Source organism: Chryseobacterium arachidis, from assembly GCF_900129245.1.
Classification (GTDB): domain Bacteria; phylum Bacteroidota; class Bacteroidia; order Flavobacteriales; family Weeksellaceae; genus Chryseobacterium; species Chryseobacterium arachidis.
Window position 1 is genome coordinate 93192 of sequence record NZ_FQUT01000006.1, and the last position, 15973, is coordinate 109164.

10 protein-coding genes are annotated in these 15973 nt (G+C 36.4%); 4 read left to right on the forward strand and 6 right to left on the reverse strand.

Annotated features, from left to right (window positions below; all coding sequences use genetic code 11):
* Positions 1-149: 149 nt before the first annotated feature.
* Both BUA89_RS12620 and BUA89_RS12625 read right to left on the reverse strand, forming a co-directional pair.
* Entirely contained in the window at positions 150-2255 is a 2106-nt protein-coding gene (locus tag BUA89_RS12620; protein WP_072958267.1) for a TonB-dependent receptor, read from the reverse strand.
* A gap of 219 nt (positions 2256-2474) precedes the next feature.
* Entirely contained in the window at positions 2475-3245 is a 771-nt protein-coding gene (locus BUA89_RS12625; protein WP_072958619.1) for a WG repeat-containing protein, read from the reverse strand.
* Positions 3246-3632: 387 nt separating this feature from the next.
* Between BUA89_RS12625 and BUA89_RS12630 the strand changes: the two genes are divergently transcribed.
* Both BUA89_RS12630 and BUA89_RS12635 read left to right on the forward strand, forming a co-directional pair.
* Positions 3633-6413, forward strand: a complete 2781-nt coding sequence (locus tag BUA89_RS12630) for a bifunctional aconitate hydratase 2/2-methylisocitrate dehydratase (RefSeq protein WP_072958270.1) — start codon at positions 3633-3635, stop codon at positions 6411-6413.
* Between the two features lie 277 nt (positions 6414-6690).
* The gene (locus BUA89_RS12635; protein WP_072958273.1) at positions 6691-8961 is read left to right on the forward strand and encodes an aconitate hydratase; all 2271 of its coding nucleotides are present in this window, start codon (positions 6691-6693) and stop codon (positions 8959-8961) included.
* A 52-nt stretch (positions 8962-9013) separates the two neighbouring features.
* On the opposite strand, the gene BUA89_RS12640 is transcribed toward BUA89_RS12635, so the two are convergent.
* Positions 9014-9700: a LytR/AlgR family response regulator transcription factor gene (locus BUA89_RS12640; protein ID WP_072958276.1), complete on the reverse strand. Its 687-nt coding sequence runs from the start codon at positions 9698-9700 to the stop codon at positions 9014-9016.
* Entirely contained in the window at positions 9693-10703 is a 1011-nt protein-coding gene (locus BUA89_RS12645; protein ID WP_072958622.1) for a sensor histidine kinase, read from the reverse strand. The genes BUA89_RS12640 and BUA89_RS12645 overlap by 8 nt, the downstream gene beginning before the upstream one ends.
* A 158-nt stretch (positions 10704-10861) precedes the next feature.
* Here BUA89_RS12645 and BUA89_RS12650 point away from each other — a divergent pair, with 158 nt between their 5' ends.
* Both BUA89_RS12650 and BUA89_RS12655 read left to right on the forward strand, forming a co-directional pair.
* Positions 10862-11701 carry a DUF5694 domain-containing protein gene (locus tag BUA89_RS12650; protein WP_072958280.1) on the forward strand — a complete coding sequence of 280 codons (840 nt, stop codon included), beginning with the start codon at positions 10862-10864 and terminating at the stop codon, positions 11699-11701.
* 129 nt (positions 11702-11830) lie between these two features.
* Positions 11831-14026, forward strand: coding sequence for a TonB-dependent receptor domain-containing protein (locus BUA89_RS12655; RefSeq protein ID WP_072958283.1), 2196 nt, complete (start codon positions 11831-11833; stop codon positions 14024-14026).
* Between the two features lie 63 nt (positions 14027-14089).
* Here the strand turns inward: BUA89_RS12655 and BUA89_RS12660 are convergent, their stop codons facing one another.
* Together BUA89_RS12660 and thiH are read right to left on the reverse strand one after the other, a co-directional pair.
* A complete protein-coding gene (locus BUA89_RS12660; protein ID WP_072958286.1) occupies positions 14090-14800 on the reverse strand; it encodes a HesA/MoeB/ThiF family protein in 711 nt (236 codons plus the stop codon).
* Positions 14801-14811: 11 nt separating this feature from the next.
* Positions 14812-15930 carry a 2-iminoacetate synthase ThiH gene (gene thiH / locus BUA89_RS12665; protein WP_072958290.1) on the reverse strand — a complete coding sequence of 373 codons (1119 nt, stop codon included), beginning with the start codon at positions 15928-15930 and terminating at the stop codon, positions 14812-14814.
* Between the last annotated feature and the right edge of the window lie 43 nt (positions 15931-15973).

Below are 15973 nucleotides of genomic sequence, written 5' to 3' on the forward strand. Positions count from 1 at the left end.
ATAAAGCGAATTGACCGATTTTTTTTGAAAAAAGGCTGAAGCTTGCTCCTACTGATTCAAAAACCGAAAACAAAAAAGGCCGCCGAAGCAGCCTCAAAAATCTAACTTTTACTTTTTACTATAATTAAGTTTAAATATAGCCTGATTGATTACTGGATTTTCCAGCTGATCCCAAACATGAAATTGGTTCCTGCCTGAGAAAAATAGTACGGCTCGCTATCCCAGACAGCACCGTTATTGGCATACTTTTTATTGAAAATATTGTTCACCAATAATTTCAAAGCGATATCGTTGTTTTTAATTTTAAACTGATATTGGGCATTGAAATCCGTCAGAAAATAATCTTTCAGCTGCAGATTTTTATCTTCGGAATTATCCAGATACTGTTTTCCAACATACTGATTGGTTAAAGCAAACTGGAAATTTTTATTCGGATTGAATCTGATTCCCAAATTGGCAATAACGTCCGGCGAAAAAGAAATCTGTGTATTTCCAAGATCTTGTATACCTTCTTCGTTTTCGATTTTAAAGTCTAAATTCCTGTTGTTGCTGAAACTTACATTTCCCGTAAGCTCCCATTGTTTTGAAAGCTTTGCCAACGCTCCCAACTCGATTCCGCTTCTAAAACTTTTTCCGGAATTGGTTCTGATAAAAGCACCAACGTTATTCAGTTCGCCGTTTAAAACCAATTGATTAACATAATACATGTAATATAAGTTCGCCGTAAAAGATACGACTCCGAATTGCTTTTCAATCCCTGCTTCAAAATCGTGTAGCTTTTCTGCCTTTACATCATTATTAGCCAATAAATCATCTCTGTTGGGCTCACGGTGGGCGTGTGCATAGGAGATAAATATTTTTCCCGTCGGAATTCTGTAATTAATTCCAGCTTTTGGATTGAAGAACAGCCAGTTTTTATCAAGATCGGCTCCTTCTCCGTCACCTGAAGTAATTATTTTAGTATCATAATCAACATTTCTAAGCTGTAAATCTCCAAAGAATTCAAAATCATTTACCCTTATCAAAGCCTTTGCAAATCCCGAAACTTCATTTTTTACAGAACGGTTCCTGTAATATTCGTGCTCGTTAATCTGTGGCAAGAAAACGCCGGTTACATTTCCGAAATGTCTGCCGTAATATTGGTTGGCAACGGCACCGAAATTAACGTCTACGCTTCCAAATTTTCCGTAAAGTGTTGAAACGATCCCGTAGAAATCATTATTCAGCCATTTTTTTCTGATAAAGTCTGAATATCCTTCCCCATTTACATCAGGTAAATTATAATCCACGAAAGGATCGCCCTGCTTGTAATTTTCGTAATATCCTTTTCCTTTTGTATAGTGTAAGGTGGTTTCTAAATTCCATTTATCATTAAACTTCTGCTCCCAAAGCAACTGGTAATGATTTTGTCTGTAATTATCGGTTTCATTATCATAAAAACCAACAATATTTTCCCAATTCGAATCGTAAATTGCTCCCGAGTAATTGAACTTCGGATCTGTTTCCCATGTTTTTCTGTCGATTCCGTTCCATGCCTGATACGTTTTTTCCTTACCTCCGAAAGCCATCAGACGGATTCTTGTTTTTCCTTCCTCATACAAAGCGGTAAAGTTGTAAGAATGCAGTTTTGATGATGCCCTGTCGATATAACCATCCGAACTGATATGCGTATATCTTCCCATTACAGAAAGACGGTTTCCCCAGAATTTTCCGGAGCCTATTTCCGCAGAATATTTGTAGGTATTAAACGAACCGTAACTGTCATCTGTTTTAAAATACATTTTTTCTTCCGGATCTTTGGAAAGAACATTGATGCTTGCTCCGAATGCCGCCGCTCCATTGTTGGACGTTCCGGCCCCTCTCTGGATTAAGATCTGAGATGCAGAGCTTGTAAGATCAGGCACATTCACAAAGAAAGTCCCCTGACTTTCGGAATCGTTGTACGGAACACCATTCATCATCACATTGATAGCACTTCCTGAAACGCCACGGATTCTGAAACCTGTATAACCAACACCATTACCGGCATCGGAAGTCGAAATTATTGAGGTTTGATTTTTAAGTAATATTGGCAGGTCCTGTCCGAGGTTTTTGCTGTCTAAATCTTTCTGAACATTAATGATTTCTTTAGCAACAGGAAGTCTTTTGGTAAAGTTAACGGCTTCTATTTCCTTTATTTTTAAGGAATCGGAATTTTGTGCCTGTACAAAAGCGAAAGAGCCAACGGTAAGCCCTAAAAAAAATAATCCTTTCATTCTATAAATCTTTAAAATTTAATGAATAAAAGGGGCGGATTATGATGAGTAATTAGAAATCGTAATAAATAATATTTGAAAATTATTCATTCCTCCTGCTCATTTTTAATTTCCCTAAACAGCATTATCTGTTCCAGGTTCATTGGGTATAATCTCAGCTTGCTACAGCACCCCTTTATTTCAGCCGCGAAATTACGAAAAATATATCAGCCCAACAATTTAATATGTTTTGTTCTTAGAATCAACATAATAATAATTTTTGCCGTCTTTAGATACATCAAACATTCTCCCCAATTTCCAGCTGAAGTTTCTCTTAATATCCGCATATTCAAACGGAATGATAATATTGCCATCCACATTAATCACACCAAAAACATTATTTTTAGAAGCAATAATCATAGGATTTGCCACATCATCACCTTCCAGAATATACAAATACTCATATTGAGGATAAATTTTAAAATGTCTGTAATCCTGTGGATTTTTAAATACCGATTTTTCTATAATCCCGTAAAACCCATTCATCACGTAAGCCTGAAAAAGCTGCTGAACATATTCTTTATAAACACATTTTCCAAGATCCGATTGCCTGAACTGATACACTCTTTTTCCTGTTTTATCAATTCTATAGGATATCTCATTTTTTTCAACCGTTGCATAGTCCGCGGTTCCGAATTTTCTTAATTTTTCATTCGGGGAATTAAGCAGGTTGCAGTCTTCATAAAAAAATAAAGCAATATGATATTCTGGTTGAATAATGTATTTTCCTTTCTGATTGACATAGCCAAAGTTGTTGTCTTTTTTCTTAGGGATTAAAAGAGGAAGATCCGGATTAATAACGGGAAGGTCCGGATCGGATTTTGCTTTTGGGGTAGTGTTTTTAACCGCAGTTTTAGATATATTTTTTACGGGTAATTTCTTCACAGTTTTGGACTGGGAAAAAATGGAAATCGAAATAAAAACACATAAAATCTGAACTGCATTTTTCATAATCATCATTTGTTTGCAAAAATACAATTAAAAATAGAAAATATAAAATTCATATTTATAAAGAATCTAAATAATTTCAAGCAGAAAAAATAGTAAAAATCCGTAAATTTGGGAACATTTTTTAAATGTTTGATAATCCGAAGAGATTTTAAATGATTCAGGCACTGATATTTTCATTTTCATGAATTCATCCCTGTTAAAACTAAAGCAAATCGCAATATTATCCGGCATTTTAAAAGGAGGTAGATTATGTTGTTATTACTACAGTCGTTGTGTTGCGGCAGCTTTTAATGATTTTATTGTAATGAAAACATCCTGTTAATCAAAATGACAGTACGATGACAATTGTGTACAATCTACATTTAAATTGAAAAGACTTCTATTATTATGAGCATTTATAACGATTACATCCAAGAAATCGAGGAAAGAAAAACACAGGGGCTTCACCCAAAACCAATCGACGGTGCAGAATTGCTAAGCGCAATCATCGAACAGATTAAAGACACATCTAACGAGCACAGAGCAGACTCTCTTAAATTTTTTATTTACAATACATTGCCGGGTACAACAAGTGCGGCAGGTGTAAAAGCTAAATTTTTAAAAGAAATCATTCTTGGTGAATCTGTGGTTGAAGAAATCACTCCTACGTTTGCATTTGAGCTTTTGTCTCACATGAAAGGAGGCCCGTCAATCGAAGTTTTGCTTGATTTGGCTTTAGGAAATGATGAAGCTACAGCAAAACAGGCTGCTGAAGTTCTTAAAACTCAGGTTTACTTGTATGATGCTGATACAGCACGTTTAAAAGAAGCTTACGAATTAGGAAGCAAAATCGCTAAAGATATTTTGGAAAGTTATGCCAAAGCAGAATTTTTCACTAAACTTCCTGAAGTTCCAGAAGAAATTAAAGTGGTGACTTACATCGCTGCAGAAGGTGATATTTCAACAGATTTATTATCTCCGGGAAATCAGGCACACTCTCGTTCAGACCGTGAATTGCACGGAAAATGTATGATGTCTCCTGCTCAACAGGAAGAAATAAAGGCTTTACAGGCTCAACATCCTGATGCAAGCGTAATGCTAATCGCAGAAAAAGGAACAATGGGAGTTGGTTCTTCCCGTATGTCGGGGGTAAACAACGTTGCACTTTGGACAGGTAAACAAGCAAGTCCTTATGTACCTTTCGTAAACATCGCTCCGATTGTAGCCGGGACAAACGGCATTTCTCCGATCTTCTTAACAACAGTTGACGTAACCGGAGGTATCGGAATCGATCTTCAAAACTGGGTTAAGAAAACCGACGAGAACGGACATCCTGTTCGTAATGAAAATGGAGATATTGTTTTGGAAGAAAAATATTCTGTTGCTACGGGAACTGTTTTGACCATCAATACGAAAGAGAAAAAATTATACAACGGAGAAACTGAATTGAAAGATATTTCAAAATCATTTACTCCACAAAAATTAGAATTTATCAGAGCGGGTGGTTCTTATGCCATCGTTTTTGGTAAAAAAATCCAGACGTTTGCTGCTAAAACTTTAGGAATTACAGCTCCTGCAGTTTTCGCTCCTTCTAAAGAAATTTCTATTGAAGGACAAGGTTTGACTGCGGTTGAAAAAATCTTCAACCGAAATGCCGTGGGTGTTACTGAAGGTAAATTATTACACGCAGGTTCTGATGTTAGAGTTGAAGTTAATATCGTTGGATCTCAGGATACTACTGGTTTAATGACTGCTCAGGAATTGGAATCGATGGCTGCAACGGTAATTTCTCCCATCGTAGACGGAGCTTACCAGTCGGGATGTCACACAGCTTCAGTTTGGGATAAAAAAGCGCAGGCTAATATTCCTAAATTAATGAAATTTATGAACGATTTCGGGGTAATCACAGCTCGTGACCCGAAAGGTGAATACCACGCAATGACAGACGTTATTCACAAAGTTCTTAACGATATTACGGTTGACGAATGGGCCATCATCATCGGAGGTGACTCTCACACAAGGATGTCTAAAGGGGTTGCTTTCGGAGCTGATTCAGGAACAGTAGCTTTGGCTTTGGCAACAGGTGAAGCTTCAATGCCGATTCCTGAATCGGTAAAAGTAACTTTCAAAGGCGAGATGAAGGAGCATATGGATTTCCGTGATGTGGTTCACGCGACTCAGGCTCAGATGCTGAAGCAATTCGACGGAGAAAACGTTTTCCAAGGAAGAATTATTGAGGTTCACATCGGAACTCTTCCAGCTGACCAGGCATTTACATTCACAGACTGGACTGCAGAGATGAAAGCTAAAGCTTCTATCTGTATTTCTGAAGACGATACTTTGATCCAATCATTGGAAATTGCAAAAAGCAGAATCCAGATTATGATTGACAAAGGAATGGATAACAAAAACCACGTTCTTCAAGGTTTAATTAACAAAGCAAACAAGAGAATCGAGGAAATCAGAACTGGTGATAAACCTGCCTTGACTCCGGATGCTAATGCAAAATATTATGCTGAAGTTGTTGTAGACCTTGACGTAATCGTTGAGCCAATGATTGCTGATCCGGATGTAAACAACGAAGATGTTTCTAAAAGATATACGCACGACACCATCAGAGATCTTACGTTCTACGGAGGTGAGAAAAAAGTTGACCTTGGTTTCGTAGGTTCTTGTATGGTTCACAAAGGTGACTTGAAGATTGTTTCTCAGATGTTGAGAAATCTTGAAAAACAAAATGGTAAAGTAGAATTCCAGGCTCCATTAGTAGTTGCCGCTCCAACTTATAATATCATTGACGAATTAAAGGCTGAAGGCGACTGGGAATTATTAGAGAAATATTCAGGTTTTGAATTCAACGATGCTGCTCCGAAAGGCGAAGCGCGTACTCAATATGAAAATATGATGTACCTTGAGCGTCCTGGCTGTAACCTTTGTATGGGGAATCAGGAAAAAGCCGAAAAAGGAGATACTGTTTTGGCAACTTCTACCCGTCTTTTCCAGGGAAGAGTGGTTGAGGATTCTGAACGTAAAAAAGGAGAATCTTTATTGGCTTCGACTCCGGTAGTTGTTTTATCAGCTGTCATGGGAAGAATTCCGAGCATTGACGAATACAAAACAGCTGTTGAAGGAATTGATTTAACAACTTTCGTCCCATCGATCAAAGAATTGGTAACGGTTGGCCACTAATCAATTTTTGAATTAAAGTCGAAAGGCTTTTTAAATAAAAATGGAAGATTTCTTTTTGAAGTCTTCCATTTTTATTTAGAATCTTTCTATTTAACGACCATTCAAATTATTTTACCTTAAATCAATATTAAAAATTTTATTTTTTCTTAACTTGATAGTTAGAAATAATCTCAGGCATTTATCCTATTTATTCCCTTTTACAGGCCTCAGGAATAGAATTTGATGATCATGAGTAAACAAATTTTAAATAATTAAATAGAAAAAAAATAAATCAGATATGACTTTTGATATTGATATGATCAAAAAAGTGTATGAGCGTTACCCTGAAAGAATTGCTGCGGCAAGACAAGTCGTGGGAAAACCTCTTACCCTTTCAGAAAAAATCCTTTACACCCACCTTTGGGAAGGAAATGCTACTCAGGCACACGAAAGAGGAAATTCTTATGTAGATTTCGCACCGGACAGAGTTGCTATGCAGGATGCTACTGCACAGATGGCGCTTTTGCAGTTCATGCAGGCAGGAAAAGCTAAAGTCGCTGTTCCGTCAACCGCTCACGCCGATCACCTTATTCAGGCGAGAGTAGGTGCACAGGCAGACTTACAGGAAGGGCTCAATAAAAACTCAGAAGTTTTTAATTTTTTAGGTTCTGTTTGCGACAAATACGGAATCGGCTTCTGGAAACCGGGAGCGGGAATTATTCACCAGGTTGTATTGGAAAACTATGCTTTCCCGGGAGGTATGATGATCGGTACCGACTCTCACACAGTAAATGCTGGTGGTTTAGGAATGGTTGCCATCGGCGTTGGTGGAGCTGACGCCGTAGACGTAATGGCAGGAATGGCTTGGGAATTAAAAATGCCAAAATTAATCGGTGTAAAATTAACCGGTAAAATGTCCGGCTGGACTTCCGCAAAAGATGTTATCTTAAAAGTTGCAGGAATTCTTACCGTAAAAGGAGGAACGGGATGCATCGTAGAATATTTCGGTGAAGGTGCCGAATCTCTTTCAGCGACAGGAAAAGGAACCATCTGTAACATGGGTGCTGAGATCGGGGCTACCACTTCCACCTTCGGATACGATGATTCTATGAGAAGATATCTAGCTTCTACAGGCAGACAGGATGTTGTAGATGCTGCTGATGTAATTGCTGAACATTTAACCGGTGATCCGGAAGTATATGCAAACCCTGAACAATATTTCGATCAGGTAATTGAAATCAACCTTTCTGAATTGGCTCCTCACCTGAACGGGCCTTTCACTCCGGATTTGGCAACGCCAGTTTCTGAATTCAGAGCTAAAGCTGAAGCCAACGGCTGGCCACTTGAAGTAGAATGGGCATTGATTGGTTCTTGTACCAACTCTTCTTATGAAGATTTATCAAGAGCAGCTTCTATCGTTGAAGATGCCGTTGCTAAAGGAGTAAAACCTAAAGCAATTTTAGGAATCAACCCAGGTTCTGAACAGGTGAAATTTACAGCTGAAAGAGACGGTTTCTTAAATTCTTTCAGAAAATTTGAAAATGCCAGAATCTTTACTAACGCCTGCGGACCATGTATCGGACAATGGGACAGAGAAGGCGCTGAAAAAGGCGAGAAAAACTCAATTATTCACTCTTTCAACAGAAACTTTGCGAAAAGAGCGGATGGTAACCCAAATACTCATGCTTTTGTAGCATCACCGGAAATGGTAGCTGCTGTTGCCATTTCAGGTAGATTAGATTTTAATCCAATTACAGATACTTTAACGAATGAAGCCGGAGAGCAGATCAAATTAGATGAGCCTAAAGGTTTTGAATTGCCTGCAAAAGGTTTTGCTGTTGGAGACAACGGTTACCAGGCTCCATCTGAAGACGGATCAAAGGTTGTTGTTAATGTAAACCCAACTTCAGACAGACTTCAGTTATTGGAAGAGTTCCCTGCATGGGATGGGAAAAACATTACCGGAGCAAGACTTTTAATTAAGGCTTTCGGAAAATGCACAACCGACCACATTTCAATGGCGGGACCATGGCTGAAATACAGAGGTCACTTAGATAATATTTCAAACAATATGTTGATCGGAGCTGTAAATGCTTTCAACATGGAAACCAACAAAGTAAAAAATGTATTGACTGCGGAATACGGTGAAGTTCCTGCTGTACAGAGAGCCTACAAAGCCGCTGGTGTTCCTTCCATCGTTGTGGGAGACCAGAACTACGGTGAAGGTTCTTCAAGAGAGCATGCTGCCATGGAACCAAGACATTTAGGCGTAAAAGCGGTATTGGTAAAATCATTCGCAAGAATCCATGAAACAAACCTTAAAAAACAAGGAATGCTGGGATTAACTTTCGCTAATGAAGCAGACTATGATAAAATCCTGGAAGACGATGTGATCAACTTCTTAGATCTTGATCAGTTTGCTCCAGGAAAACAACTTACTTTAGAGTTTATCCACTCCGATGGGACTAAAGATATTGTTATGGCAAACCATACGTACAACGACCAGCAAATTGATTGGTTTAAAGCGGGTTCTGCTTTGAATCTGATCAAACAACAAGAGAAAAATTAATTGTTAGATTTAATTAATCATAGAAAAAGCAACTTCAGATGAAGTTGCTTTTTCACTTTATTTTAGCCAGAAGATTCATTCTGTAGCTCTCTCCTATCGGGATCTCCTGCTCAGAAAGCAGGGTCACTTTTTTACTGCCTAAATTTTTAATCTGATATAAATTAAGAATAAAAGATTTATGAATTCTTACAAAAGAATTTTCAGGAAGCTGTAGCTCCATAGATTTCAACGTATCCAAAACAATATATTCCTGTTCTGATGTTCTGATATTGACATAATCTTTGATGCTTTCCACATACAAAATATCTTCAAAATTGATTCTGTGCTGCTGTCCGGATGATTTTACAAAGAAATAGGCATTTTCCTTATTTTGATTGATAACAAAACGCTCCTGCGCCTTTAAAGCACTTTTATAAAACCGTTCAAAGGAAATCGGTTTTAGAAGATAATCAACAATGTTGTGCTCATATCCTTCCAGAGCATATTCGGAGTAAGCCGTTGTTAAAATATATTTCAGCTTATCTCCTAAGATTTTCATGAAATTGATTCCCGTAAGCTCAGGCATTTGAATGTCAAGGAAAACCAAATCAGATTCATTTTTTTGAATATAGTCAAGCGCCTCAATCGGATTTTCAGTAGAGAAAACTAATTCCAAAAAAGGAATTTTCTGCACATAACTTTCCAGCAGCGAAATCGCTAAAGGTTCATCATCTACAACAATACATTTTATTTTATTCATTCCGTAAATCAATTTTTAAATCTACGACAAATTCTGTTTGCGAATTGTTTATATTCAATTCATATTTTTTAGGATAGAGAATTTCCAGCCTCTTTTTTACATTCGCAATTCCGATTCCTGAAACTGAATCCTTCATTCTTTCTTTTTTATAATTTAAAAGATAAAAATGCAGTATATGTTGTTCATCCGAGACTTTCATATAGAAGCCTTTATCACGAAAATCACCATGTTTAAAAGCATTCTCCACAAAAGGAACTAAAATCATCGGTGAGATATTCAACTTGGGATGGTTGATGTTTTTTTCGAAGACTAATAATTCAGGATTTTTAATTCTTAATTTTTCAAGAGCAGTCAAGCTATCAATATAACCGATTTCTTTATCTAAAGTAATAGCATCCTCACCCAAATCTTTTGTACTATATCTCAATAGCTGACTCAATTCTTCGAGCGCAGGCAGTGCCTTATCCGACTTTTGGTACACCAGGGAATAAATATTATTTAAAGAATTAAAAATAAAATGCGGATTGATTTGTGTTTTTAAAGCCTGTAATTCTGCTGTTTTTCTAGCTTCAATGAGTTCAGATTTTTCCTGTTCAGCTTTCATGGAATATTTAAAAAACCAAAAGGTCGTACTGATGAAAATTGTGGTACTGCTGTAAAAAATATTATCAAAAAAGTAAAATCCGAAACTTACTCCTTCTGCATAATTTCTGATACCGAAAAAATGAGGTAAAAATATTTCTTCAGCTAAATACCTTACCATTACAAACGAAGCAACGCTGAGGAAAAAGGCAAAAAAAGATTTGTACAACTTATCCGCATCAAAGAACTTCGGAACTACAATAAAATAGTTGACATAAAAACAAATACTGCTCGTGATAAAAAAAGTAATGTTAAATACCGTATTCTTCGAGTGAAACACAAAATAAGGAACGAGAACGGCGCCCGTTATATAAATTGTCCAAAAGAATATATGCAGATAAAGGAGTTTATTGATTTTCATATAACAAAAATAGATTTTCCATGAAATTCTGCCTTGTTTTTTCGACAAACGATTCATTTTTTCCGATGAAAACAGATTGATCCGATGTATATTCTGTTGATCGAAATACTCTTTTATACGATAATCAACACTTATAAATTTGTGAGAAAATTAATCTTATGAAAACATTAATATATACCATTTTACTTTGCTTAGCTACATTTACATTCGCTCAAAAAAAACCATCAGAATATTTCCCAAATCCCAAAACGAAAGTTCTAGTGGTGGGTTCATTCCATTTTGATTACCCCAATCTTGATGCTCACAAAACGGAAAAAAACGATCAGGTCGATGTTTTATCACCCAAGACCTCACAGGAAGTGACTGAGCTTGTCAATTACATCAAAAAATTTAAGCCCACTAAGATTGCGATTGAAGCATTTCCAAGTTGGAATGCCAATCAGAAATTAAACGAATATAAAGAAGGTAAACACACAAATAAAAGAGATGAAAGATACCAAATTGCGATGCGTACAGCGAAAGAATGTAACCTAAATGAATTGTACAGCATAGATGCCGAATCTGTTTTGGACGACTTGCAGGAAAGATTCGGAAAGACAGATTCATTATATTTTAAAAATCTAAGTGCGGATTATGATTTCTTAAGTGGTGATGTCATTTCAAAACAGTATAATAGTTTTTTTAAAAGTACAGAACCTAAAAACTTCAAATCTCTTCTTGAAATGTTCAAATTCATGAATAGTAAAGAATATCATCAGTATGAATATGGTGCTTATCTGAATGGAGACTTTAAGCTGAGAGAACATTACGGTGCTGATATGCTGGCTTTGTACTGGTATAACAGAAACCTGAGAATGTTCAGAAACATACAGAATATTCCGCATAATTCTGAAGACAGGATTTTGGTGGTGGTTGGCAATGGTCATGCTTCCGTTTTAAGACAACTTTTTACCTCATCACCAGAATTTGACTATATAGAATTTGATTCATTAAAGTAAAAATACAGCATCTGATGGAAAAATATCGTACAATAAACCTGACAATATATTTAATTACTTAAAATAGCTATTGCAATTTGTAACAAAAAATATTTTTCTACGTCTAACCCTGTAGTAGAAAAAAACATTATGAAAAAAACAATTATTGTTTTATCTTTATTAGGGAATATATTCATATACGCCCAGGAAAAAACTAATAACCAGGTAAAAGAAAAACAAATTGAAGGGGTAACCATAACCCAAACTAAAAAAGCCGTTGAACAAAAAGCTGACCGCACTATCTTCGATTTTTCAGAACAACCGGCTTTAAATTCCGGGTCATCTTTAGAAGGCATTAAAAAACTTCCGGGCATGGTAGTGACCGACATCGCAGGAATGATGTACCAGGGAAAATCTTTACAGGTATATATGGATGGCAGACCTTTGAATATTTCCACCAACGACCTCACTGCATTTTTAGAAGGAATGCCTGCTTCATCTATCGAAAGAATTGAGGTAGTGACTCAACCGGGCGCAGAGTTTCCGGCAACTTCGGGAGGTGCAATTTTGAATATTATTACTTCTAAATCAGCCAAAAGTTATCTTACGGCTACCTATTCCGGAGGATATCGTTTTTCGGATTATGATAAATTCAGAAATAAGTTTAACAACAGTATTGCTTTAAACTCTAAAAACAAGTGGTTTGGCTGGCAATTCAGTGCAGGACAGAATTATAATGAGTCTTTCGGCAGTAATGAACTGGATGATGTATCGAAAGGATTTAATGATAAGTATAGCCGTTCTTATTTTGCAAAAGCAGCTACCACTTTTGAACTGGGAATGGACAGGCTATTGTTGAATTATGATTTCTTCAATTCCAATAATGATTCTTATAATACTTCCGAAGGTGTTACTTTGCGTAAAAACCCTGAGAATTTAAACATTCCTGAAAAGACGCAATATTTAAATGAGGGTAAAAGTAAAAACAAAAACTATAGAAATGAGTTTACAGCAACCTACCAGAAAAGATTTGATAATAAAAACCAAAAACTAGATTTTAAATTCAATTATTCTAATTTCAGAAACAATTTTGATCAAAATGCGATCAATACCTATTATTATCTTTCTGGAAATTCTTTAGGGGAGATTTCCGATTTTGGAAATACTTCAACTCAAAATGCTTACAATATGAGAGTGGATTATTCTCAACCGATCAAGCTTTTGGAAGAAGGAAAGATCAGTATTGGAGGGATGTATGATAAATTGAATTTTAGGACCGATTTTATGGGTATTGAAAATCTCGATTACCAAAGACAGACCGCCTCCATGTATACCGAGTTGAACACAAAGTTTAAAAAATTCAGCTTCATCGCAGGTTTAAGGGCGGAAGATTATGATATTTCCGGGAAATCCTTAAACTTAGAGAGTGAAAAGTGGGATGATTTAAGAGCGTTTAAAAAGTTTCAATTGTTCCCTAACGCAAGCATCCAATATGATATTGCTAAATTAGTCTACTTTAATTTAAATTATAGCCGAAAAATTACACTCCCAAGTACCGGACAATTAAACCCGAACAATACTACTTTCCAAAATCCGAATGTAAATATTTCAGGGAACCCCAATGTTCAGCCTACTATTTTTAATAATTTCGAAGCCAAGCTAAGCGCGTTTAATTACGGATTCATTAGCTATAATGTAAGCAAAGTAAACGATCAGGTAATGATGTATGTGGAAAAAGACGGATTTAATATCACCCAAACGAATGTAAACATCAGCTCTTTAACACAACATAGCTTCAATATTGCCATACCTGTTCCATTGATGATATTCAGCAAGCCTTTGAGTGAAGTGATGAAGTTCGACTTCAATCCTGACAAAATTAATTTCCTTTATTTCTATGCAGGATACCAGTTTCAGAATATTAAAGAAATTACCGATCAGAAAGGCATGTGGTTCTTTAATGTTACCGGGCAGTTTCTCCTTCCGAAGGGCATTAAATTTGCACCCACCTTTTCCTATTCCACAAAAGGGAACTATTACTTCTTTCAGTCTACCCAGCCGATCATGAATCGTGTTAATGTAAACTTGAGCAAGAAATTTGACGGTGACCGATTAACCGTAAGTTTGTTTGCCGACGACATTTTCAACAGCAGCAGAATGAATTTCAAAACGGTAAATACTCCCACTCCTATCTATCTGAGTAACCGATGGGACAGCCGAACTTTCGGAATTTCTGTAAATTATAAAATTCCTACAAAGAATAAATTAGCTAAAGTTGATCAAAATATCCTCAATACTGAAACTCCAAAAGATGACAATGGAGGAGTACTGAATCAGGGGCAGTAAGATCTACAATCAAAAAAACGAGTCAGCAAATATTTGCTGACTCGTTTTCTTTAACAATATAATTTAGAAATCAACCGTCTGAAATCTCCATTCCAGCGTATCAATTAATGTGAGTTGATTCAATTGTAAAGGTAAATCCGTTATTATTTTTAAGGTCAGATTGGCCATCATGCTTCCTACTATTCCGGGCAAAGATCCGAGAACTCCGAGACTGTCACAATCCGGAAGATTTTCATCGAAAGGAGGCTCCGGAAAAATATCTCTTAAGTTCTTACTTCCATTGTAATTGAAAATCGCAACCTGTCCTGAAAAACCAAGAATACTTCCATACACTAAAGGCTTTTTCAGTTTCACACAAACATCATTAACTAAATATCTCGTTTTAAAATTATCTGATCCGTCGATAATAATATCAAATCCGGAAATAATTTCTTCTGCATTAGCCTCATCGAGCTTTTGCTCAATTCCAATAAATTTAACCTGATGATTGAGACTTTTCACAAATTTTTCAGCACTTTTCACTTTAGAAACTCCGACAGAATTTTCATTATGGATAATCTGTCTGTTTAAATTATGCATTTCCACTTTGTCAAAATCTGCAACCCCCAATATTCCGACTCCAGCTGCCGCCAAATACTGAATAACCGGACTGCCCAGTCCTCCTGCTCCAATGACAAGCACTTTAGCATTCCTGATTTTCCGCTGACCTTCCAAACCAATTTCTTCAATAAAAATCTGGCGGCTGTATCTTGCAAAAACATCTTCGTTTTTCATTACAATTTTATTTAAACTCCACTATAAACAGCATCCCAATCTTTCATAATCGGGTCATAGCCTGCTTTTTTAATGATTTTTTTTATTTCGTCCATACTTCTTTCATCACTGGTCTCAAATTGCTCTAAAGATTCTTTATCCACCGCATAACCTCCGGGATTTGTTTTTGAAGCAGCACTCATCGCTGTTGCTCCCAATGAAATAATATTATTCCTGAATTTTTCATTTTCCCGCGTTGAAATTGAAATTTCCAAGTCTTCATTCCAGATTCTGTAAGCGCAGATTAATTGCAGTAAATCTTTATCAGACATAATAAAATTAGGTTCGATAATTCCTTCTGCTGGTCGAAGTCTTGGAAATGAAACCGAAAACTTAGATTTCCAATACGTTTTTTGAAGATAATCGATGTGAAGCGCATTAAAAAAACTGTCGACGCGCCAATCTTCCAAACCAAGCAAAACTCCCAATCCCATTTTATGAATTCCGGCATTGCCAATTCTGTCAGGTGTTTCCAGACGAAAATTAAAATTTGATTTTTTTCCTTTCGGATGATATTCTTTATAGACTTCCTTGTGATAGGTTTCCTGATACACTAAAACTGCGTTCACTCCCGCTTCATGAAGCTGCCCATATTCTTCGTCAGACAAAGGCTGGACTTCAATTGAGATGTTAGCAAAATGAGGTTTTAATAATTTCACAGCATTCAAAAAGTAATCGATTCCTACTGTTTTATTAGCCTCTCCGCTTACCAGCAGCACATGATTTACCCCCATTGATTTTAAAACGGTGGCTTCAATCATCAATTCGGTATCAGTCAGTGTTTTTCTCTTGATGGAATTATCTAAACTAAAACCACAATACGTACAAATGTTCTGACATTCATTACTCAAATACAACGGAGCATACAGCTGAATGGTCTTTCCAAAGCGTTTTTGGGTAAGCTGCTGAGCCATTTTTGCCATAGCCTCTAATTTTTGAGAAGCGACAGGAGACAGTAAATTCAGGAAATCTTCTATTGTTTTAGAACTTTTTCGGAGACTTTTTTCGACATCGGAGAGCGTCACTTTCTCAAGCTTTTCTCTTACCTCTTCCCATTGGTATTTTTCAAAAAATCCTTTAAAACTCTTCATAAATTTAGTTTTAATCAAAATAAATTGCAAACCGTATTTGATA

Coding starts and splice junctions, on each gene's coding strand:
- BUA89_RS12660 (WP_072958286.1), bottom strand. CDS start 14,800: ATGAAAAACGAAGATGTTTTTGCAAGATACAGCCGCCAGATTTTTATT.
- thiH (WP_072958290.1), bottom strand. CDS start 15,930: ATGAAGAGTTTTAAAGGATTTTTTGAAAAATACCAATGGGAAGAGGTA.
- BUA89_RS12635 (WP_072958273.1), top strand. CDS start 6,691: ATGACTTTTGATATTGATATGATCAAAAAAGTGTATGAGCGTTACCCT.
- BUA89_RS12620 (WP_072958267.1), bottom strand. CDS start 2,255: ATGAAAGGATTATTTTTTTTAGGGCTTACCGTTGGCTCTTTCGCTTTT.
- BUA89_RS12645 (WP_072958622.1), bottom strand. CDS start 10,703: ATGAAAATCAATAAACTCCTTTATCTGCATATATTCTTTTGGACAATT.
- BUA89_RS12625 (WP_072958619.1), bottom strand. CDS start 3,245: ATGAAAAATGCAGTTCAGATTTTATGTGTTTTTATTTCGATTTCCATT.
- BUA89_RS12630 (WP_072958270.1), top strand. CDS start 3,633: ATGAGCATTTATAACGATTACATCCAAGAAATCGAGGAAAGAAAAACA.
- BUA89_RS12640 (WP_072958276.1), bottom strand. CDS start 9,700: ATGAATAAAATAAAATGTATTGTTGTAGATGATGAACCTTTAGCGATT.
- BUA89_RS12655 (WP_072958283.1), top strand. CDS start 11,831: ATGAAAAAAACAATTATTGTTTTATCTTTATTAGGGAATATATTCATA.
- BUA89_RS12650 (WP_072958280.1), top strand. CDS start 10,862: ATGAAAACATTAATATATACCATTTTACTTTGCTTAGCTACATTTACA.